The 19,893-nt window shown below is 61.5% G+C and carries 18 protein-coding genes; 14 read left to right on the top strand and 4 right to left on the bottom strand.

Annotated features, from left to right (window positions below; genetic code table 11):
• Positions 1-30 precede the first annotated feature (30 nt).
• Complete coding sequence (locus tag QQJ84_RS17815) at positions 31-1,005, bottom strand: MBOAT family O-acyltransferase (protein WP_284259673.1); 975 nt, start codon at positions 1,003-1,005, stop codon at positions 31-33.
• 113 nt (positions 1,006-1,118) lie between these two features.
• On the opposite strand from QQJ84_RS17815, the gene QQJ84_RS17810 reads away from it, so the two are divergent.
• The 5 genes from QQJ84_RS17810 (at position 1,119) to QQJ84_RS17790 (ending at position 6,601) form a co-directional block, all read left to right on the top strand.
• Positions 1,119-2,270, top strand: coding sequence for an ATP phosphoribosyltransferase regulatory subunit (locus QQJ84_RS17810; protein ID WP_284259672.1), 1,152 nt, complete (start codon positions 1,119-1,121; stop codon positions 2,268-2,270).
• Positions 2,267-3,556 (top strand): adenylosuccinate synthase, encoded by a 1,290-nt coding sequence (locus QQJ84_RS17805; protein ID WP_284259671.1) that lies wholly within the window; start codon positions 2,267-2,269, stop codon positions 3,554-3,556. Before QQJ84_RS17810 ends, QQJ84_RS17805 begins: the two co-directional genes overlap by 4 nt.
• Before the next feature lie 69 nt (positions 3,557-3,625).
• Positions 3,626-4,075 (top strand): GtrA family protein, encoded by a 450-nt coding sequence (locus QQJ84_RS17800; protein WP_284259670.1) that lies wholly within the window; start codon positions 3,626-3,628, stop codon positions 4,073-4,075.
• Positions 4,076-4,128: 53 nt separating this feature from the next.
• Positions 4,129-5,589, top strand: a complete 1,461-nt coding sequence (locus tag QQJ84_RS17795) for an exopolysaccharide biosynthesis polyprenyl glycosylphosphotransferase (protein ID WP_284259669.1) — start codon at positions 4,129-4,131, stop codon at positions 5,587-5,589.
• Positions 5,579-6,601, top strand: a complete 1,023-nt coding sequence (locus QQJ84_RS17790) for a glycosyltransferase family 2 protein (RefSeq protein ID WP_284259668.1) — start codon at positions 5,579-5,581, stop codon at positions 6,599-6,601. Before QQJ84_RS17795 ends, QQJ84_RS17790 begins: the two co-directional genes overlap by 11 nt.
• On the opposite strand, the gene QQJ84_RS17785 is transcribed toward QQJ84_RS17790, so the two are convergent.
• The gene (locus QQJ84_RS17785) at positions 6,583-7,476 is read right to left on the bottom strand and encodes a tyrosine recombinase (protein ID WP_284259680.1); all 894 of its coding nucleotides are present in this window, start codon (positions 7,474-7,476) and stop codon (positions 6,583-6,585) included. The genes QQJ84_RS17790 and QQJ84_RS17785 overlap by 19 nt on opposite strands.
• Before the next feature lie 28 nt (positions 7,477-7,504).
• Between QQJ84_RS17785 and aroB the strand changes: the two genes are divergently transcribed.
• Complete coding sequence (gene aroB, locus QQJ84_RS17780) at positions 7,505-9,148, top strand: 3-dehydroquinate synthase (RefSeq protein WP_284259667.1); 1,644 nt, start codon at positions 7,505-7,507, stop codon at positions 9,146-9,148.
• Between the two features lie 94 nt (positions 9,149-9,242).
• Entirely contained in the window at positions 9,243-11,048 is a 1,806-nt protein-coding gene (gene lepA, locus QQJ84_RS17775) for a translation elongation factor 4 (protein ID WP_284259666.1), read from the top strand.
• A 10-nt stretch (positions 11,049-11,058) separates the two neighbouring features.
• On the opposite strand, the gene QQJ84_RS17770 is transcribed toward lepA, so the two are convergent.
• Entirely contained in the window at positions 11,059-11,811 is a 753-nt protein-coding gene (locus QQJ84_RS17770) for a competence/damage-inducible protein A (RefSeq protein WP_284259665.1), read from the bottom strand.
• Positions 11,808-12,806 carry an 8-oxo-dGTP diphosphatase MutT gene (gene mutT, locus QQJ84_RS17765; RefSeq protein WP_284259664.1) on the bottom strand — a complete coding sequence of 333 codons (999 nt, stop codon included), beginning with the start codon at positions 12,804-12,806 and terminating at the stop codon, positions 11,808-11,810. The genes QQJ84_RS17770 and mutT overlap by 4 nt, the downstream gene beginning before the upstream one ends.
• 60 nt (positions 12,807-12,866) lie before the next feature.
• Between mutT and QQJ84_RS17760 the strand changes: the two genes are divergently transcribed.
• The 7 genes from QQJ84_RS17760 to QQJ84_RS17730 all read left to right on the top strand — a co-directional run bounded on the left by QQJ84_RS17760 (position 12,867) and on the right by QQJ84_RS17730 (position 19,877).
• The gene (locus QQJ84_RS17760) at positions 12,867-14,129 is read left to right on the top strand and encodes a glutamate-5-semialdehyde dehydrogenase (RefSeq protein ID WP_284259663.1); all 1,263 of its coding nucleotides are present in this window, start codon (positions 12,867-12,869) and stop codon (positions 14,127-14,129) included.
• Positions 14,126-14,731, top strand: a complete 606-nt coding sequence (locus QQJ84_RS17755) for a nicotinate-nucleotide adenylyltransferase (RefSeq protein WP_284259679.1) — start codon at positions 14,126-14,128, stop codon at positions 14,729-14,731. Before QQJ84_RS17760 ends, QQJ84_RS17755 begins: the two co-directional genes overlap by 4 nt.
• A gap of 98 nt (positions 14,732-14,829) precedes the next feature.
• Positions 14,830-15,258: a ribosome silencing factor gene (gene rsfS, locus QQJ84_RS17750; protein WP_284259662.1), complete on the top strand. Its 429-nt coding sequence runs from the start codon at positions 14,830-14,832 to the stop codon at positions 15,256-15,258.
• On the top strand, positions 15,259-15,717 hold the full coding sequence (locus QQJ84_RS17745; protein ID WP_284259661.1) for a 23S rRNA (pseudouridine(1915)-N(3))-methyltransferase RlmH: 459 nt from the start codon (positions 15,259-15,261) through the stop codon (positions 15,715-15,717).
• 85 nt (positions 15,718-15,802) lie between these two features.
• Positions 15,803-17,317 (top strand): 2,3-bisphosphoglycerate-independent phosphoglycerate mutase, encoded by a 1,515-nt coding sequence (gene gpmI / locus QQJ84_RS17740; protein ID WP_284259660.1) that lies wholly within the window; start codon positions 15,803-15,805, stop codon positions 17,315-17,317.
• Positions 17,314-18,438, top strand: coding sequence for a murein hydrolase activator EnvC family protein (locus tag QQJ84_RS17735; RefSeq protein WP_284259659.1), 1,125 nt, complete (start codon positions 17,314-17,316; stop codon positions 18,436-18,438). The genes gpmI and QQJ84_RS17735 overlap by 4 nt, the downstream gene beginning before the upstream one ends.
• A 65-nt stretch (positions 18,439-18,503) precedes the next feature.
• Positions 18,504-19,877 carry a S41 family peptidase gene (locus QQJ84_RS17730; RefSeq protein WP_284259658.1) on the top strand — a complete coding sequence of 458 codons (1,374 nt, stop codon included), beginning with the start codon at positions 18,504-18,506 and terminating at the stop codon, positions 19,875-19,877.
• Positions 19,878-19,893 lie beyond the last annotated feature (16 nt).

The following is a 19,893-nucleotide window of genomic DNA, read 5'->3' as shown; positions in this document are numbered from 1 at the left end:
CCAATTCTTACATCAAATCAACGGTTTACGCTATGCTCGCCAGCAGTCCTGCATAATCCGGGCTAGCAGCATGGTCAGCATGAGGTTAAAAATCCGCCGGGCCTCGCCATGGCGATTGCCGCCAAGTGGGATGTAGAGATATTCGCGCAGGAAGCCGCTCAGCGTGATGTTCCAGCGCCGCCAGAAGTCGCTGATATTGCGTGCCTGATAAGGGCTGTTGAAATTGATCGGAAAATTTATGCCGAACATACGCGCGAGGCCGATGGCCATGTCGCAATAGCCGGAAAAGTCGAAATAAATTTGTAACGCATATGCCAGCAGGGCCACCCAGGCTTCAATCAGCGTAAGGGGAGCGTGCAGCGCGGCGGCGGCAAACCCCGGGTCGGCAAAGCGGGCCAAACCATCCGCCAGAACCAGCTTTTTGGCCAAACCCAGAATAAAAATTTCAATCCCCTGGGTCAGACGCTCCCGCCATGCGGCAAACGGCTGGATGCTTGCGAACTGAGGCAGGATATGCCGTGGCTGTACAATCGGCCCCGCGATCAGATGCGGAAAAAAGGCAATAAAGCAGGCGTAATCAAGAAACGTCGGCGCCGGAATGTCACCGCGCTGCGCATCAACCAGATACATGATTTGTTGAAACGTAAAAAAACTTATCCCGAGCGGGAGTAAAATTCCGCCGAAGGGGCACGCCGCGCCCAGTAACGAAGCAAAAAAACCTGTGTATTTGAAGAACCCAAGCAGCCCCAAATTGAACACAAGCCCTGCCACCAGCCACGCACGGCGGTGCGGAAACATTCCGATCATCCGGCCGAAGAAAAAGTTGAACAAAATTGAAGCGGCCAGCAAAAACAGCAGAACAGGCTTCCACCACGCGTAAAAAACCAGGCTACAGGCCAGAAGCCAAACCAATGCCGGGCGGCGCCCCAGCCGGCCAAGCCCCAGATAACCGCCAACCGCCAAAGGCAGGAACACGAGAATGAACAGCTTTGTGTTGAAAAGCACCGCTTAACACTCTTTAAGGTTGTGTTAATGTTGTGTAGTTCAACCTGGCAAAGCCTGCAATTGGACCTGCGGCGTAGCAATGCTATAGCGCCGCGCCACAGTCATTGGTTCCCATGAACGAAACATCGCTTACCCACCCTGCTCTGCTCCCCGTCGGCCTGCGCGATGTTCTGCCTCCCGAGGCGGAGCTGGAAGCACGTTCCGTCGAAACAATCATGGATTGCTTTGCCGCGCACGGCTATCAGCGGGTTAAACCGCCGCTACTGGAATTTGAGGACAGCCTGTTCGCAGGCTCAGGTGCCGCCACGGCCGAACAGACATTCAGGCTGATGGACCCAGAAAGCCAACGCATGATGGGCCTGCGGGCAGACACCACGCCACAGATCGCCCGGCTGGCGACAACACGGCTCGCCAGTGCTCCACGCCCATTGCGGCTGGCTTATGCCGGGCAGTGCCTGCGCGTCCGTGGCTCGCAGCTGCAACCAGAGCGCCAGATTGCGCAGGCCGGTATTGAGCTGATCGGCCACGACACCGCCGAGGCTGACGCTGAGATCATTTTAACCGCGGTCGAAGCCCTGGCGGCCGTTGGCCTGACCAGCATCAGCATCGACCTTACGGTGCCCCGGCTGGTTCTGCATTTGCTGGAAGACCTTCCCGCCGCAAACCGCCCTGCCCTTGCCCGCGCGCTGGATCGCAAGGACGCCGCCGAAGTCGCCGAGCTTGACGGCCCGATTGCAGGCTTGCTGCTCCAACTCCTTGAGGCCACCGGCACCGCCGAACGCGCCATACCTGCTTTGCTGGCCATCGATTTGCCGGAAAGTGCGCGTATTCAGGCGGTCCGCATGGCTGAAACCGTCGCCGCCATCCGGCGCCAGCGGCCAGACCTGCCCTTGACCGCTGATCCCGTGGAGTTCCGTGGCTATCAATACCACACCGGCATTTGCATGACCCTCTTCGCCCCCGGGCGGCAGGCGGAGCTTGGCAGGGGTGGGCGCTATCTTTGTGGCGACACTGAACCCGCCACCGGGATCACGTTGTATCCTGACACCATCGTCCGCGTGGCACCTGACCAGAAATTGCGGCCGCGCATCTATCTGCCTTTTGGCACCACGCCTGAACAGGCGGCGGCGTGCCGCGCACAGAATTTCGCCACCGTTGCCGAGCTGGATGCGCATTCGCCGCCACTCGAAGAAGCCGCAAGGCTGGGATGCAGCTATATTTATAAAAACGGGGCCATTGCTCCGCTTGCCAAGGATCTGAAATGACCAACGTAACAATTATCGGCGCGCAATGGGGCGATGAAGGCAAAGGCAAGGTCGTGGACTGGCTCGCCAGCCGCGCGGATGTCGTGGTGCGCTTCCAGGGCGGGCATAACGCCGGGCACACGCTGGTCGTCGGTGACCAGACCTATAAGCTCTCACTGCTGCCCTCCGGCCTGGTGCGCGGCAAGCTCGGCATTATCGGCAACGGCGTGGTTATCGACCCGTTTGCCCTGCTGGCAGAAATCGCCCGTCTCTCCGCCCAGGGCCTGCCGGTAACGCCCAAAACCCTGCGCATCGCCGACAACGCACCGCTGATCCTCCCCCTGCACGCGGCACTGGACAGCGCCCGCGAGGCCGCGCGCGGCGACCGCAAAATCGGCACCACGGGGCGCGGCATCGGCCCGGCCTATGAAGATAAAGTCGCCCGCCGGGCTATTCGGGTCTGCGATCTGGCCGAACCGGAAACCCTCTCGGCGAAACTCGACGAGCTGTTGTTGCACCACAACACATTGCTGGCCGGACTCGGCGCGCCGATTTTCGACAAAGCCAGCCTGCTCGCCAGCCTGCTCGAACTGGCGCCAAAAATCCTGCCTTTCGCCGAGCCTGTGTGGGAGCGTCTGGCGGCCGCACGCCGCGATGGCCAGCGTATCCTCTTTGAAGGCGCGCAGGCGGTAATGCTGGATGTCGATCATGGCACCTACCCCTTTGTCACCTCATCCAACACGGTGGCCGGCACGGCAGCATCGGGAAGCGGCATGGGACCGGACGCCATTGGCCGGGTGCTGGGCATCGCCAAGGCCTATTGCACCCGCGTCGGCGCCGGCCCATTCCCCACCGAACTACACGACGATACCGGAAGGATGCTCGGTGAACGCGGCCATGAATTCGGCACCGTGACAGGCCGCAAGCGCCGTTGCGGCTGGTTTGACGCAGCACTCGTCCGCCAGGCCGTGAAAGTCGGCGGCATCAACGGGCTGGCACTCACCAAGCTGGACGTGCTCGACGGCTTCAGTGAACTGAAAATCGGCGTTGGCTATCGTATCAACGGGCAGAGCTTCAAGCATCTGCCCGCCGGCATGGCAGCACAGGCCGCCGCCGAGCCGATTTATGAAACGCTCGAAGGCTGGAGTGGCTCGACCCGCGGCGCCCGCTCCTGGGCCGAGCTTCCGGCCGCCGCGATCAAATACGTCAAGCGAATCGAGGAACTGGTCGAAGCGCCCGTAACCTTACTTTCAACCAGCCCGGAACGTGACGACACAATCCTCGTGCAAGATCCATTTGCGAGCTGACTTGGCACCGCCAGACTATCAGCCGCGCGGCTCCCTGATTTCACCCCGCTCTGCAAGGCTGGATGAATAATGGCGAAAATGGTCGCCAAACGGCTTCTGAGCGGCCTGGATGCCATCGTGGCGTTGCTGTCTCGCAGCGGCTTCAGTGAAAAATTCATCCGCTTTGCCGCTGTCGGCACGCTGGGCTTTTGCTGGGATACTGGCGTTGTTTATGGGCTGAAGGCACATACCGGCCTATATATCGCAAAAACATTCGGTTTTCTGATCGCCGCCACGGCGAATTGGGCCACGAATCGCATTTGGACCTTCCGCCATCACCTCCATGCTGCTCCTCATGTGCAATGGGCAAAGTTTCTCGCCACAAATTTGATCGGTTTTGCCGTTAATGGCGGAACATTTTTTATTTTAATCTCAATAAACACTACATGCTATAACCAACCAATATATCCCAACATCGCCGCATCGCTGGCCGGGCTGAGTTTTAATTATTTTCTTTCCAAAAGGTTTGTGTTTAGTTAATACAACCTCAAGTAAGACGATGACGCCAAACACAACTATTAGGCGATTTTACAATGGCAGAATTTCACGCGTCCGCGGGGATGAGTCACGGCCAATCATGCCAAAATCAACCCGCGATTGCAAAGCACCCTGAAATATCTGCCTCTATAGTCTTTCTCTTTTTTGATTTTTTTGTTTTTTTGATCATCCCCCTGACGGGCAGCCTCCTTCGGCAAAGCACCGAGAACCTGGAGAGAAACCTCTGCTTCTGGATATTACTCGCCTTTATCTCCGTTATGTTGATCGCCTCCCATGGCGGGTATCGGGCCAGCCAGCCATCAGCCTTACGAAAACAAACCGGCCTGGCGATAAACTGTTTCTACGCCACCAGCATCACCATGCTTTCACTCGCCGTTCTCATGGGATATCCGCACATTCTGGCCCGGCCTTGGACGGCTGCGGATCTGATCGTGACACCTTTCATTCTGAGCGGCTTCAGAACGGTTCTGGCGGAGCGGCTGACCGCCAGCAGCCATGAGGAGAGAGCGAGCAGCTCTGTCATCGTTTGTTATGACCATTGCCCGCAGGGCTTGGCGCAGGCGTTGAACGAGCTGCAAATCTCCTCCCGGATTGCGGGCGTTCTCTACCTATCTCCCAGACATGTCCTTGATAGCCTCCCGAACTGGGCGGAAGTGCCCGATATCCAGGCTCTGCTGAAAATGATCCGGGCAAAAAACGTCCAGGACATCATCTTCGTTCATCACCCGGCGCTGGATACGATTGCGGCCACACTTCACCAAGAGCTTTTTTCCGATCTCCTCGCCTACCCGGCTCGCATCTGGATGGCTTTTGACATCGCATCGAATTTGCCAGAACTGCTTAAAAGCCAATCCGGGTCCTGTAAAATCGTGCCGATCGTCACGAACAGCATGGTCAGTTCATTGAACGTAACCAAACGGGCCTTCGATCTGATACTGGCTCTGGGTTTGCTGGTGCTCGTTTCACCCGTGCTGCTGATCTCTGCTTGCCTGATCAAAATGAGCAGCCCTGGCCCTTTCATATTCCGGCAAACCCGCACAGGTGCCCAAGGTCAGCAGTTCACCGTGCTTAAATTTCGTACAATGACATATGACCCTGACCGGCCCTTCGCGCAGGCCCAGCGTCAGGATCCCCGGGTTACAGTGATCGGGCATTTTCTTCGCCGCACATCGCTGGACGAATTGTTGCAGTTGATTAACGTCATCAAGGGCGACATGTCCTTGGTCGGGCCGCGCCCTCATGCGCCGGAAACCAAGGTTGAGGGCATCACCTTTGAAAACGCGCTGCGCCTCTACCGGCTGCGCCATCGCGTAAAGCCCGGCATTACGGGGCTGGCGCAAATTCGAGGTCAACGGGGGGAAACCCGGGCCCTCAGCGTGCTTGAACAACGCCTGGCCAGCGACATCGAATATATTCAGTCCTGGTCAGTCTGGCTTGATATATTCATCATCATCCAAACCTTGCCTACGCTGCTGATGCAGACAAATGCCTGGTGAGACGGCTCTGCGCCTTCTGGCCGGCCAGCGCCCCGTCATCGATGCTTATGATGCGGACATCATAATTCTGTCTCTCAACCGGCCAGCTGAAACTATCGAGGCGATCCAATCTGCCCGCGCTCAACGTGGCGGAACATTTCATGTCACGGTTCTGGACCAGGGCTCAGCGCCGGAAACCGTGCGGAATCTTGCCCGCATGTTTTCAGGAGCCCCGCATTTCACGTTTTACAGCTCCGTGGAGAATCTGGGGGTTGCTGGAGGGCGTAATCTTTTAGCCTCCCTCGGGCACGGCCAGATTATCGTGGCGCTTGATAACGACGCCGTTTTCGCCGAAAAATGGGTGGTGGCCCGAGCAGTCAGGGCTTTCGGCCAACGGCCTGAACTGGGGGCGCTCGGGTTCAACATCCTTTGCGCCGGCGGCCTACGTCCAGATAAATCCAGTTGGGGCTATCCCCTACGCCTCATATCCCGGTTCAAGGACCGGTTTGATACCACAACCTTTGTCGGTGCGGGCCATGCCATCCGGCGCGTAACCTGGAACGCCGCCGGCGGCTATGACCCCTCGTTCTTCTTCACCTGGGAGGAATACGACTTCTGCCTCTCCGCCATCGCATTGGGGTGGAAAATCGGCTACGATGGGGCGCTGGCTGTCATCCATAACGTCTCGCCAGAAGCGCGCATCGGCTGGAACACCGCCCGCACAACATATTTCGTACGCAACCGGCTGCTCATCGGCCGTAAATGGGGAGCTTCATGGCTGGCGCTAACCCCGCGCATGCTTGGCTATCTCATAAAGGGTCAGCGCAATGGCTGCCTCAACGCCACTGTGAGCGGCATCCGGGCCGCTTATGCCGCCGATTCACCCGTACGCCGCAAAATGCCAAAGGAAATGCGCCGCTATATTGCCGCCAACGAAACCCGGCATCGAGGCTCATGGCTGGAACGGCTCCGCGTTGAAGTTCTGGGGCGGATCAACACCACCCCTGAGCATGTTCAGCGCGCGAGAGGATGATGCGCCTGCACCAGGCGCTGTAACCGCTCGGCCAGCACATGGGTATAAATCTGCGTTGTCGCGATATCCGCATGGCCCAACAGCTTTTGCAGGCTGCGCAAATCGGCCCCGTGCGCCAGCAGATGCGAGGCAAATGAGTGCCGAAGCACATGCGGCGATAACCGGCCAGGGTCTATGTTCGCCTTCAGCGCCACCTGTTTGAGCAAAAGAGCAAAGCCCTGGCGGGTCATCGCCAGAGCCGGGTTGCGGCCGCTGAACAGGTAGCGCGGGGGCGGCTTTAACTTGGCCGTCGCTTCCCGCAGCCGCGCCGCCGCCAGTTTTGCCATGTCGGAAAGCGGCACAATCCGCTCCCGCCCGCCTTTGCCCTTCAGCATCAAGACCGCCGCATCGCTCGCCAGGGCGCGGGCCGGTAACGCCAGCAACTCCGAAATGCGTAAGCCGGTGGCGTATAAAATCTCCAGCCCGGCATAGGCCTTCAGCCCAGGCACACCCGGAAACTCCCGCGCAGCCTGCAAAAGCTGCTCAACCTCCGACTCGCTCAAATATTTCGGCAGGCTTTGCGGCAGGCGCGGGCTTGCCAGTTCGGCGGCCGGATTCTCATCGCGTATCCCCTCGCGCAGCAAAAACAGGAAAAACTGCCGCAGGGCGGATAGCCGCCGCGCCTGGGTCCGCGCGGCCAGGCCTGACTGATGCAGCGCTTCGATATACGCGCCCACATGACCGGCACCGGCCTCGCCCGGCGTTATGCCCCGCGGATGCACAAATGCCGCGAAATCCTCAAGGTCAGCCTGATAGGCCGCGAGTGTGTTACGGGCGGCGCCGCGTTCGGCCGCCAACATTTCAAGAAACGCTTCGCTATGCCCATCTATCGTCATGCTGATGATGTGATAAGCCACTCCCACGATGCGACTCAACACCCAAAACCTCCCCCCCTCCGAACGGAGTATCGTACTCGTCGGCCTCATGGGCGCTGGCAAGACCGCTATCGGCAAGCGCCTGGCGGCGCAGCTTGGCTTGCCTTTTTTTGACGCAGACCAGGAAATCGAGCGCGCGGCAGGTGCCACCATCGCGGAGATTTTCGCCAAACACGGCGAGGCGCATTTTCGCGCCGGTGAAAAACGGGTCATCCAGCGGCTGCTCGCCAACGGGCGGATCGTGCTTGCCACCGGCGGTGGCGCCTTCATGGACCCGGAGACCAGGGCAGCCGTGCGGGAGCGCGCCATTTCCGTCTGGCTGCACTGCCCGCTGCCGATCCTTGTGCAACGCGTTCACGGGCGAACCCACCGGCCGCTGCTCAACGCGGGCGACCCCGCGCAAATTCTGCAACGCCTTTCCCAGGAGCGCAGCCCGTTCTATGCCCAGGCGGATATTATCGTCGTCGGCTCAGAGGACCCCCCGCACGTGACCACCAGCAATGTTATCACCGCCCTGAATGACTACATCGCCCCGCGCCGGGTGAGCGTGCAGCTATCCCAGAGCCGCTACGAGGTCGTGATCGGCAGCCAGCTGCTCACGCGCGCCGGGGCGTTGATCGCGCCGGTATTACCGCAACCGCGCTGCGTGATCGTGACCGACGAGACCGTGGCATCCCTGCATCTGGCAACATTGCAAAACAGCCTTACCGAGGTCGGCGTCAGCCACGACGCCATCGTGGTGCCACCCGGCGAAGCCTCCAAAAGCCTGCGGACATGGGCTGATCTCGTCGACAAACTACTGGCGCAAAAAGTTGATCGCCATACAACGGTTATCGCCCTGGGTGGCGGCGTGGTGGGCGATCTGGCCGGTTTCGCCGCCGCCTCCACCCTGCGCGGTCTGCCCTTTATCCAAATACCGACCACCCTTTTGGCCCAGGTGGACTCCAGCGTTGGCGGCAAAACCGGCATCAACTCGCCGCACGGCAAAAACCTGATCGGCGCCTTTCACCAGCCTATCATGGTCCTGGCGGACACCAGCGTTCTCGCGACCCTGCCGCCGCGCGAGCGCCGCTCGGGCTATGCGGAAATCGTGAAGGCCGGGCTGATTGCCGATGCCGCGTTCTATGAATGGTGCGAGGCCCACGCTCCGGCGATGCTGGACGAGGATTCCCACGCCCTGGCGGAAGCCGTGGAACGGGCGGTCCGCTTCAAGGCGCAGGTTGTGGGTGACGACGAGCGGGAAACCAAAACCAACAACGGCCGCGCCTTGCTGAACCTCGGCCATACCTTCGCGCATGCGCTCGAAGCCGAAACCGGCTACGGCCAGGGATTGTTGCACGGCGAGGCCGTGGCGGTCGGTCTCGTCCTCGCCACACATCTATCGGCCGCGCTCGGCCATTGCCCGCAGGAGGATACCAGCCGCATCGCCGCGCATCTGCGCAGCGCCGGCCTGCCCACGCAGATTGCCCAATTGCCGGTGGAGCGGCTGCTCGGCCATATGAAGCAGGACAAAAAAATGCGCGGCGGGCGGCTGCATTTCGTGCTGACGCGCGGCATTGGCCAGGCCTTCACCAGCAGCGATGTGCCCGAAGAGGCCGTCCGCGCCACAATGCTGGCCAACGGCGCGGTATAATTCTCACCACCAGGCGGGAAGGTTTTGTGCCGCACAGCCCCTTCCCGCCTTTATAGCTGTCGACGTTGCGGCTGTTTCTGCGTATGTCACACCCATGACCGACACGCCGACCGAACTGATCCGTAATTTCTCCATCATTGCCCATATTGACCATGGCAAATCCACCCTTGCTGATCGCCTGATCCAGTATTGCGGCGGCCTGACCGCGCGCGAGATGACCGAGCAGGTTCTCGACAATATGGATATCGAAAAAGAGCGCGGCATTACCATCAAGGCGCAGACCGTGCGGCTGGAATACCCGGCCAAGGACGGCAAAACCTATGTGCTGAACCTGATGGACACGCCCGGCCATGTCGATTTTGCCTATGAGGTGAGCCGCTCCCTGGCCGCCTGCGAGGGCTCGCTGCTGGTGGTGGACGCCTCCCAGGGCGTGGAGGCGCAGACACTGGCCAATGTGTATCAGGCCATCGACGCGCACCATGAAATTGTCCCGGTGCTGAACAAAATTGACCTGCCCGCCGCCGATGTGCCGCGCGTGAAACAGCAGATCGAGGACGTGATCGGCATTGACGCTTCCGACGCGGTGGAAATTTCCGCCAAAACAGGGCTGAACATCGAAGGCGTGCTGGAAGCGCTCGTTACACGCCTCCCCGCCCCGAAAGGCGATGCGAAAGCGCCACTCTCGGCGCTGCTGATCGACAGCTGGTACGACCAGTATCTCGGTGTCGTCACCCTGGTACGGGTTAAAAACGGCATTATGCGCCGCGGCCAGAAGGTGCGCATGATGGCAACCGGCGCCGTGCATCCCATCGAGCAGCTTGGCGTCTTCACGCCGAAAATGCGCGCCGTGGAAAGCCTGGGGCCAGGCGAGATGGGCTACATCACCGCCGCGATCAAAACCGTGGCGGATTGCAAGGTGGGAGACACCATCACCGACGACCGCAACCCGGTGGCCGAGGCGCTGCCCGGCTTCAAACCATCGATCCCGGTGGTCTGGTGCGGGCTGTTCCCGGTGGATGCCGATGATTTCGAAAAACTGCGCGACTCGCTGGGCAAGCTGCGCCTGAACGACGCCAGCTTCCACTACGAGGCTGAAACCTCGGCGGCACTCGGCTTTGGCTACCGCTGCGGCTTCCTTGGCCTGCTGCATCTGGAAATCATCCAGGAACGGCTGAGCCGCGAGTTCGACCTCAACCTGATCGCGACCGCGCCCTCCGTGGTGTATAAAATCTTCAAGACCAACGGCGAGATGGAGGAGCTGCACAACCCCTCCGACATGCCCGATGGCAGCGTGATCGACCACATCGAGGAACCCTGGATCAAGGCCACGATCATGGTTCCAGACGATTACCTGGGCTCCGTGCTGACCCTGTGCAACGAACGCCGTGGCCAGCAGGTAGACCTGACCTATGTGGGCAACCGCGCCATGGCGGTGTACCGGCTGCCACTGAACGAGGTGGTGTTTGATTTCTACGACCGCCTGAAATCCATCAGCCGTGGCTACGCCAGCTTCGATTACCAGCTTGAAGACTACGCCGAGGCCGATCTCGTTAAAATCTCCATATTGGTGAACCAGGAGCCGGTGGATGCGCTCTCCTTCATCGCGCACCGTTCCCAGGCTGAGGCCCGCGGCCGCTCCATTTGCGCCAAGCTGAAAGAGCTGATTCCCAAGCAGCTGTTTAAAATCGCCATTCAGGCCGCCATTGGCAGCCGGGTCATCGCGCGCGAGACGATCTCGGCCATGTCAAAGGATGTAACCGCAAAATGCTACGGCGGTGATATCAGCCGGAAACGCAAATTGCTGGACAAGCAGAAAGAAGGCAAAAAACGCATGCGTCAGTTCGGCAAGGTGGAAATTCCGCAGAGCGCCTTCCTGGCCGCGCTTAAGATGGACGCCTGAGCCGCTGGGACTATGCCGCCGGTTCTCCCTGAACCGGCGCGGTATTTTGTGCCGCCAGCAAATCGGTCGCCTGCGCGATGACTTCCTCCAGTTCCGCCACATCCGTACCCTTGGCGACAATCGCGACCCCCCAGCCGGCCTCCCGGCGGAACGGATAGCTGCCAATGTCGACGGCCGGAAAGCGCTCCTGAATTTCCGAAAGCGCCGCGGCGATGCTGCCTTCCATCACGCCCATGGCGTGGACGGTGCGCATCTCGATTGGCACCCCACGCGGCAGTTCGTGCTCCAGCGCCAGCATCATGGCCTGCATGATCCTTGGCACCCCGGCCATGACATGCACATTGCCGATCGTGAATCCGGGCGCCAGCGACACGGAATTGGCGATGGGCTTGGCGCCGCGCGGCATGGTTGCCATGCGCTGGCGCGCCGCGTTGAACTTCTCGCCCATGCGCTCCTGCATCAGCTCGAAGGTCGGGGCATGCGGCTCCCACGGCAGGCCGAAGGCGGCGGCGATGCATTCGCTGGTGATATCGTCATGCGTCGGGCCGATGCCGCCGGTGGTGAACAAAACATCATAAGCAGCGCGCAACTCATTCACCGCACCAATGATCCGGGCCGGAACATCAGGGATTACCCTGACTTCTTCAAGTTTTATACCCAGTTGCGCGAGCCGTCTGGCGATGAAGCGCACATTCTCATCCTGCGTGCGCCCGGAGAGGATTTCATTGCCGATGATTAGAATGGCGGCCGTCGGATTGTTCATAAAAAATCTCTCAGCATGGGGATCAATGGCCGGTCGGCCGGTGGCATAGGGTATTCCACCAAGCGATCCGGCGCCACCCAGGCCAGGGCCTGGCCTTCTTTCGGCGCCGGCTTCCCCTTCCAGCGGCGGCACAAAAACACCGGCATCAGTAGATGAAAACTCTCATAAGGGTGCGAGGCAAACACAAAAGGCGCCAGATCGCCCGCGGCAACCTCAACCCCCAACTCCTCGTGCAGCTCGCGTACCAGTGCGGCTTCCGGGGTTTCCCCGGTTTCAACCTTGCCGCCCGGGAACTCCCACATACCCGCCATCTTTTTGCCTTCGGGGCGGCGTGCGAGCAGAATTTTACCCTGCGCATCAATCAACGCCACGGCAACGACGAGCAGCACGGCATTTTTCCGTGGCACGGCCACCACCGGCACCTCGCGCTCCAGCGTGAAATGTTTGACGGGTAGTTTTTGGCCGGGCCGGCACATAAAAATCTGCGACCCCTTGCCGGACGGTAAAAACCCCACCCGCTGCAGCAGTGCGGCCGAGGCATCGTTATCCGCCGCCACCGTAGCAGTGAGCCGCGTGATCGGAAAGGCGGCGAATGCCCATTCCACCAACCGGCGGGCGGCCTCCACCCCATACCCTTGCCCCCAGAAGGCGCGGCCCAGCCAATAACCCAAATCAGCTGATTTGTGGCCTTTGGCCATGCGCAATCCCGCACAACCGATTATTTCCCCCGTCGCCGCATCCACCAGCGCGAATTGCTCGGCTCTGCCAGCCAGCCTGTCGGCGGCGGCCGCCGCGATCCAGGCCGTGGCGAGCGTGGCGGAATACGGAAACGGAGCGTCAGGCAAGCGCCTGCAAATCTCCCAATCATTGATCAACCGGTGGAACACGGCCGCATCCTCAGCCAGCAAGGGCCGCAGGGCGAGGCGCGAGGTACGCAACACCGGCCCCGCAAGGGCATGCATATCGGGCATCAGCGAATCGAGGAGGTCTGGCATGTCCCGCCAAGGTTAGCGCGCAGTTGATCTTCCCGCCAGGACTAGGCAACGATACAGCGCATGAACGCCAAAGCCGATATTTTTACGCAAACGATGTCTCACCTCGGGGCCAAAGCCCGTGCCGCCGCAGCCGTCCTCGCCCGCGCGGATGCGCAGGCGCGCAACCAGGCCCTGAGCGCCGCCGCCGCCGCCCTGCGCGCCGCCGCGCCACAAATCCTCCAGGCCAACAGCCGCGACATGCAGAGTTTTGCAGGTACCGCCGCCTTTGGCGACCGCCTGATGCTCAACCCGGCCCGGGTGGAGGCGATGGCGCGCGGGCTGGAAGAGGTTGCCGCCCTGCCAGACCCGCTTGCCCGCACCCTGGCGCAATGGACCCGCCCGAACGGCCTGGTCATCAGCCGGATCGCCCAGCCGCTGGGTGTGTTGGGCATGATCTATGAGAGCCGCCCGAATGTCGGCGCGGATGCCGCCGCCATCGCGCTCAAATCCGGCAACGCCATTTTGCTTCGCGGCGGGTCGGAGAGCTTCCATTCCGCCGGCGCCATCCATGCCGCCATCGCAACCGGCCTGCGCGCCGCCGGCCTGCCCGAGGATTGTGTGCAGATCGCGCCCAGCACGGACCGCGAATTCGTCGCCGCCATGCTCGCCGCTTCCGGCTTTATCGACCTCATCATCCCGCGCGGCGGCAAATCTCTGGTCGAGCGCGTGCAGCGCGACGCACGGGTGCCGGTTCTCGCCCATGCCGAGGGCCTCAACCACACCTATATCCACGCCGCGGCTGATTTTGACATGGCGCGCAAAATCCTGGCCAACGCCAAAATGCGCCGCACCGGCATCTGCGGCGCCACCGAAACACTGCTTCTGGACGCCGCCATCGCCCCTGCCCTGCTGCCTCTGCTCACCGCCGATCTGGCGGCCCTTGGCTGCAGCTTCCGCGCCGATGAAAAAGCCCGCGCCATTGTCACATCGCTCCAAGCCGCCACCCCTCATGATTTTGACACCGAATGGCTCGACGCCATCCTGAACATCAAAATCGTCGGCGGCGTGGAGGCTGCCCTCGCGCACATCACCCAGCACGGCAGCGAACATACCGATGCCATCATCACCCAAGACAGCGCGGCGGCGGAATATTTCCTGAAGAATGTCAGCAGCGCGGTCAGCCTCTGGAACGCCTCCACCCAGTTCTGCGATGGTGGAGAGTTCGGCTTCGGCGCGGAAATCGGCATCGCCACCGGGCGTATCCATGCGCGCGGCCCGGTCGGGCCCGAGCAGCTTACCACCTTCCGCTATGTGGTTCGCGGCAACGGCCAGGTGCGCGCCTGATCCCGCGGTTCGGCCACCGCTACGCCTTGCGCGTCGGCCTGCTCGGCGGCTCGTTCAACCCGGCGCATGAGGGGCATCTGCACGTCGCCCGCCAAGCCATGATCCACCTCGGCCTGGACCAGCTCTGGCTCATGGTCTCTCCCGGCAATCCACTAAAGCCCAAGCGCGGCATGGCGCCGTTCGCGTCCCGCCTGGCCACCGCGCAGCGCCTTGCCGACGGGCGGCGGATCATCGCCACCGGCATCGAACAGCTTATGGGCACGCGGTATACCGCCGATACCATGAAGGAAATTACGCGCCGCTTTCCAAATGTGAAATTCGTCTGGTTGATGGGCGCAGATAACCTGCGGCAACTGCCACGCTGGGGAAACTGGCTGCGCATTATCCATGCCATGCCCATGCTGGTCGTGCCCCGGCCCGGCGCCACCCGGGGCGCCCTGGCCAGCCAGGCGGCGGCACGATTCAAGAAAGGTCGCCTTCCGGCGCGCTCTGGTCTATGTCTGGCTTCGGCAGCGGCACCCTCTTGGATTCTGCTCCCGGTCAAGGAACACCCCGCTTCCGCCACCGCCCTGCGAAATACGATTGAAGGAGCATTGCCATAGTCCGCCCACCCGCACGCAAGCCGGCCCCCCGCGGCACCACCGCCGCCGCCCCGCGCAAGCGCACCCCCAAATCCGCCCCGGCTGAAGCCCTGCCCGCCATGCCCGGCACACCGCGCAAAAAAGCCAGCATCGCCGGTCCGCGCCGTAAAAAGGCCGAGCCCAAGGTATCTGGCCCTGAGCTGGACCGCATGCAGGCGGTCATCATCAGTAGCCTGGAAGACGATAAGGCCGAGGATGTGGTCGCCATCGACCTCGCCGGCCGCGCCAGTTTTGCTGACCGCATGGTCATCGCCACTGGCCTCGCCGACCGGCAGATATCCGCCATGGCGACACATCTGAACGAGAAACTGGTGGAATCAGGCTTCAAAAAAACCCGTATGGAAGGTGCCGGAGGCACTGATTGGGTGCTGATCGACGCTGGGGACATCATCGTCCACCTCTTCAAGCCGGAATCACGCACGCTCTATGCCCTGGAGAAAATGTGGAGCTCAGAGTTGGACGAGACCGGCGGCGAACCGGAGGCCTGATTGCGGCTGATCGCCATCGGCAGGTCCAGCGCCAGCACACCCGAATCCGAGCTGCTGCGCCGCTATGCCGCGCGCATAAAACCAACGCTCAGCCTGGTGGAATTTCAGGATGGTTACGGCAACCCGGCAGAAATTAAGCGCCGGGAAGCCTTAGCCATCCTGAGCGCCATCAAATCCGATGAATTCGTCATCGCGCTGGACGCTGGCGGCGCGGCGCCGGACAGCCCTGAGCTGGCCAAACTTCTCGCCAAATGGACGGAGCAAAGCAAAAAGCTGGCCTTTGTCATCGGTGGCGCGGAAGGGCTGGACGCCGCTGTTATTACCCGCGCCGGGGCCAAGCTCAGCCTGGGCAAACTCACCTGGCCACATATGCTGGTCCGCCCCATGCTGGCCGAACAGCTCTACCGCGCGCAGATGATCAATGCTGGCCACCCCTATCACCGCGCGGGGCGGCCCTGAGCCTGTAAAATGCGTTCCCCCCTTGGTAAAGCGAGGGCGGATTGCCTAATGATACCAACCATATCGCGTCATTTGAGGATCTGCCATGACCACCAAACCCGTAGCACTCGTCATCCTGGACGGTTTCGGCTGGAACGATAGCCCGGAAAACAACGCCGTCGCGCAGGCAAAACTGCCTAATTTTGATCGCCTGTGGGCAAACTCACCGCATGCCTTTCTGCGCACCAGCGGCCTCGCCGTTGGCCTGCCCGAAGGCCAGATGGGCAATTCCGAGGTTGGGCACCTGAACATCGGCGCCGGGCGCGTGGTGATGCAGGAACTTCCGCGCATCGACACAGCCATCGCCGACGGCTCACTGGCGAAAAACCCGGCGCTGCTGGCGTTCATCGCAACACTGAAGCAAACCGGCGGCACCGCGCATCTAATGGGCCTGCTCTCCCCCGGCGGCGTGCATTCGCACCAGGACCAGGCCGTGGCCCTGGCCAAAATCCTGCACGGCGCGGGCATCCCTGTCACAATCCACGCATGGATGGATGGACGCGACACCCCGCCGCAATCCGGTGCGGGCTATCTCGCGGCGTTCGAAGCCGCCATCGCGGGCCACGCGCATATCGGCACCATCTGCGGCCGCTATTATGCCATGGACCGCGACAAACGCTGGGAGCGCGTACAGCGCGCCTATGATCTCATCGTTTCCGCCAAAGGCGAACATTTCGCAACCGCTGGCGAGGCTGTAAAAGCCAGCTATGCCGCCAACCTGACCGATGAATTCCTGCTTCCGGCCAGCATCGGCGCCTATGCGGGCATGAAGGAGGGCGATGGTGTCCTCTGCTTCAATTTCCGGGCTGACCGCGTACGGGAAATCCTGACCGCGCTGCTGGACCCCTCCTTCAACAGCTTCCCCACAACCGCGCCAAAACTCAGCGCCGCTACCGGCATGACCGCCTATAGCGACGCGCTGGCGCCTTTCATGCAGACGCTCTTTTCGCCCGAACGAATGGACGACCTGCTCGGCGAAATCGTCTCGAAGAAAGGCCTGAAGCAGATCCGCATGGCCGAGACGGAAAAATACCCTCACGTCACCTACTTCTTCAACGGCGGCCGGGAGGAGCCCTACCCTGGCGAAGACCGCATCATGGTTCCCTCCCCCAAGGTCGCCACCTACGACCTGCAGCCGGAAATGTCAGCCGCCGAACTTGCCGCCAAGGCTGTCGCCGCGATCGGGGAGCGCAAATACGATCTCATAGTGCTTAACTTCGCCAACCCGGACATGGTCGGCCATAGCGGCATCCTCAGCGCCGCGATCAAGGCCGTGGAAGCCGTGGATGCCGGGCTGGGCGCCATCGCGGACGCCATCGCCGCCCAGGGCGGCGCCTTGCTGGTCACCGCCGACCACGGCAATTGCGAAATGATGTATGACCCGGAAACCCACGGCCCGCACACCGCGCACACCACAAACCCGGTGCCGGTTTTGTGCGCGGGCGCGCCCGCAGGAGCCAAACTGCATGACGGTATCCTGGCTGACATCGCGCCCACGCTCCTGGCTTTGCTCGGGATCGAACAGCCGGCGCTGATGACCGGTAAATCGCTGATCAGTTGAAACGCCTCGCCGCTCTTTGCCTGCTGGCCGCGCTTTGCCCCGCCCTCACCCTCGCGGGGCAGGCTGATCAGAGCGGGCAGGTAAAAAGCGCGCGCGCCGCGCTGGACGCCAAACGCGCGGCTGAACGAGCCGCGCGCACGCAGGAACAGGCGGATACGGCCAAAGCTGCCTTGCTCGCCCAGCAGCAGGTGGCCGCCGCCGCCGCGCTCCGCCAACTGGAGAGCCAGACCAGCCAGGACGCGCAACAACTCGCCGCCCTCCAGGCTGCACAGGCCGCCACCGGCCAGCGCCTTGTTGCCGCCCAGAGTGCATTGGCAAAGCTTCTCCCGGCCATGCAACGCCTTGAAGCCCAGCCCGCGGCCACTATGCTCGCGGCGCCGCAATCCCCACAGGATGCCGTGCGCGGCATAGCCATTATGCAAGGCGTGGCTGCCGCCATCGCGGCACAGGCGGAGGACGTGAGGGAGCAAACCAGCAAACTGGCGAGCCTGCTGTCTCAGGCCCAAGCCTCCCAGGCTCGGTTGAGCGCCGCCGTCAGCTCTCAGCAAAACGCCGAAGCCGCGCTTAGCGCACAGATTAATTCCGCCAAGGCCGCTGAAATGGCCGATGCCGACACCGTGGCAAAAGCAACCGAGGCGCGGCTTGCCGCGGAACGCAAATTAAAGAGCATCGCCGCGGCGGTCGCCAGCCTGATGACGAATACCGCAGCCCCGGAAAACCTCCGCGCCGGTGCAGGCGGCGCTCCTGTCGCGGGGCATATTGCGCAGGCCTTTGGCGCCCCCACCCCTGCCGGCCCCGCCACCGGCATCAGCTATGATGCCGCCCCCGGCGCGCGCGTTACCACCCCCTGCGGCGGCACGGTTTTATTCGCCGGGCCTTTCCCAGCATATGGCCTCATGCTCATTGCCAATTGCGGCGGCGGCAACAGTGTCGTTTTGGCTGGTATGGACCATCTGGATGTCGCGACAGGTCAGCACCTCACGCACGGCCAGCCGGTCGGCTCCATGCTTGGCTACGACCCCGCCAACCCCACGCGTCAGCCAATTCTATACATAGAATTAAGGCAAAACGGCACGCCGGTGAATCCAGCCGCCTGGCTTTCAGGGAACGGGTCTGGATAATCCCCAGAGTATGCTATCTAATGTCCAGGCGGAGTATTCTGCTTTCGTTTTAAGGAAAATATCGTATGCGTTTGCGTAGCGGATTAATGCTGAGCGGGATATTCATAGCGGGCCTTGCCATCGGCACAGTGGCGCAGCCGCTGCACCACGCCATGGGCCAAAGCACCTCCGAGGATAGCACCTACCAGCAGCTTTCCCTGTTCGGCGACATCCTGACGCAGGTTAAGGAAAATTATGTCGTCGATCCACCGTCGGACAAACTGATCTACAACGCCGTCAACGGCATGCTTGCAGGGCTGGATCCGCATTCCAGCTACATGAATAAGCAGCAATATTCCGACATGCAGGTACAGACCACCGGCCAGTTCGGCGGACTCGGGCTTGAGGTCACCCAGGCCAGCGGCCTGCTCAAAGTCATCTCCCCGATTGATGACACGCCAGGCGCGCGCGCCGGCATCAAACCCGGCGACATCATCGTTGAAATTAACGGCCACTCAACTGACGGCCTCGGCCTTGACGACGCCGTCAGCAAAATGCGCGGCCCGCCGGGAACCCAGATCACACTCACGCTCAAGCGCAATGGAGTCAGCACACCCGTGCATGTCACCCTCACGCGTGAAATCATCAAAATCCAGGATGTGAAGGACCGGCTCTTCTCAACGCCCGCGGGCGAGATAGGCTACATCCGGCTCGACAGCTTTGATGAAAACGCCGACCCGCATATTCAGGCCGCCGTTAAAACGCTTGAAAAACAAGCCAACGGCAACATCCACGGCTATATCCTGGATATGCGCGACAATCCCGGCGGTTTGCTCGATCAGGCCGTTGCCGTCGGTGACGACTTCCTCAACTCCGGGGAAATTGTCTCAACCCACGGCCGCCACTCCCAGGATGATGCTGTCTGGTACGCCCAGCAGGGCGATATCACGAACGGCGCCCCCATCGTGATCCTCACCAACGCCGGCACTGCCTCCGCTGCCGAAATTGTAACCGCTGCCCTGCAACAAAACCGCCGGGCCCTGGTCCTGGGCACCAAGACCTTCGGCAAGGGTTCCGTGCAAACCATCATGCCGATTGATAACGAGGGCGCTCTGCGTCTCACCACCGCGCTCTATTTCACCCCTTCGGGCAAATCCATTCAGGGTTTCGGCGTTACCCCGGATATCACCGTCTCAGACACCCGCACGCCCGAAGACGCTTTTGCCCAGCTACGTGAAACTGACCTGCTCAACTCCTTCTCGAACCCGACCCGGCAGTCGGCGACACCTCTGCCGCCCGCGCCGCCGCTGCCAGCCATCGCCAGCACAATCCCCGATAAACCGCCAGCCACCTGGCCAGCTTTCGACCCAGCCAACCCAGCCACTGATTTTCAGCTGCAAATGGGCCTCAAGCTGATTGCAGCAATGTCAGCCCCCAAGACAACAACCGCCGCCAACTGAACTGACCTTATCAACC

Source organism: Acidocella aquatica (assembly GCF_030160635.1).
Lineage (GTDB): Bacteria > Pseudomonadota > Alphaproteobacteria > Acetobacterales > Acetobacteraceae > Acidocella > Acidocella aquatica.
Note: the sequence above shows the minus strand (reverse complement) of the source record. Positions and strands in the feature narration are given on the sequence as shown.

What these genes read in the sequence shown, in the direction of transcription:
- QQJ84_RS17810 (WP_284259672.1), top strand. Translation starts at nt 1,119, where the DNA reads ATGAACGAAACATCGCTTACCCACCCTGCTCTGCTCCCCGTCGGCCTG.
- QQJ84_RS17805 (WP_284259671.1), top strand. Translation starts at nt 2,267, where the DNA reads ATGACCAACGTAACAATTATCGGCGCGCAATGGGGCGATGAAGGCAAA.
- QQJ84_RS17800 (WP_284259670.1), top strand. Translation starts at nt 3,626, where the DNA reads ATGGCGAAAATGGTCGCCAAACGGCTTCTGAGCGGCCTGGATGCCATC.
- QQJ84_RS17795 (WP_284259669.1), top strand. Translation starts at nt 4,129, where the DNA reads ATGGCAGAATTTCACGCGTCCGCGGGGATGAGTCACGGCCAATCATGC.
- QQJ84_RS17790 (WP_284259668.1), top strand. Translation starts at nt 5,579, where the DNA reads ATGCCTGGTGAGACGGCTCTGCGCCTTCTGGCCGGCCAGCGCCCCGTC.
- QQJ84_RS17785 (WP_284259680.1), bottom strand. Translation starts at nt 7,476, where the DNA reads ATGACGATAGATGGGCATAGCGAAGCGTTTCTTGAAATGTTGGCGGCC.
- aroB (WP_284259667.1), top strand. Translation starts at nt 7,505, where the DNA reads ATGCGACTCAACACCCAAAACCTCCCCCCCTCCGAACGGAGTATCGTA.
- lepA (WP_284259666.1), top strand. Translation starts at nt 9,243, where the DNA reads ATGACCGACACGCCGACCGAACTGATCCGTAATTTCTCCATCATTGCC.
- QQJ84_RS17770 (WP_284259665.1), bottom strand. Translation starts at nt 11,811, where the DNA reads ATGAACAATCCGACGGCCGCCATTCTAATCATCGGCAATGAAATCCTC.
- mutT (WP_284259664.1), bottom strand. Translation starts at nt 12,806, where the DNA reads ATGCCAGACCTCCTCGATTCGCTGATGCCCGATATGCATGCCCTTGCG.
- QQJ84_RS17760 (WP_284259663.1), top strand. Translation starts at nt 12,867, where the DNA reads ATGAACGCCAAAGCCGATATTTTTACGCAAACGATGTCTCACCTCGGG.
- rsfS (WP_284259662.1), top strand. Translation starts at nt 14,830, where the DNA reads ATGCCCGGCACACCGCGCAAAAAAGCCAGCATCGCCGGTCCGCGCCGT.
- gpmI (WP_284259660.1), top strand. Translation starts at nt 15,803, where the DNA reads ATGACCACCAAACCCGTAGCACTCGTCATCCTGGACGGTTTCGGCTGG.
- QQJ84_RS17730 (WP_284259658.1), top strand. Translation starts at nt 18,504, where the DNA reads ATGCGTTTGCGTAGCGGATTAATGCTGAGCGGGATATTCATAGCGGGC.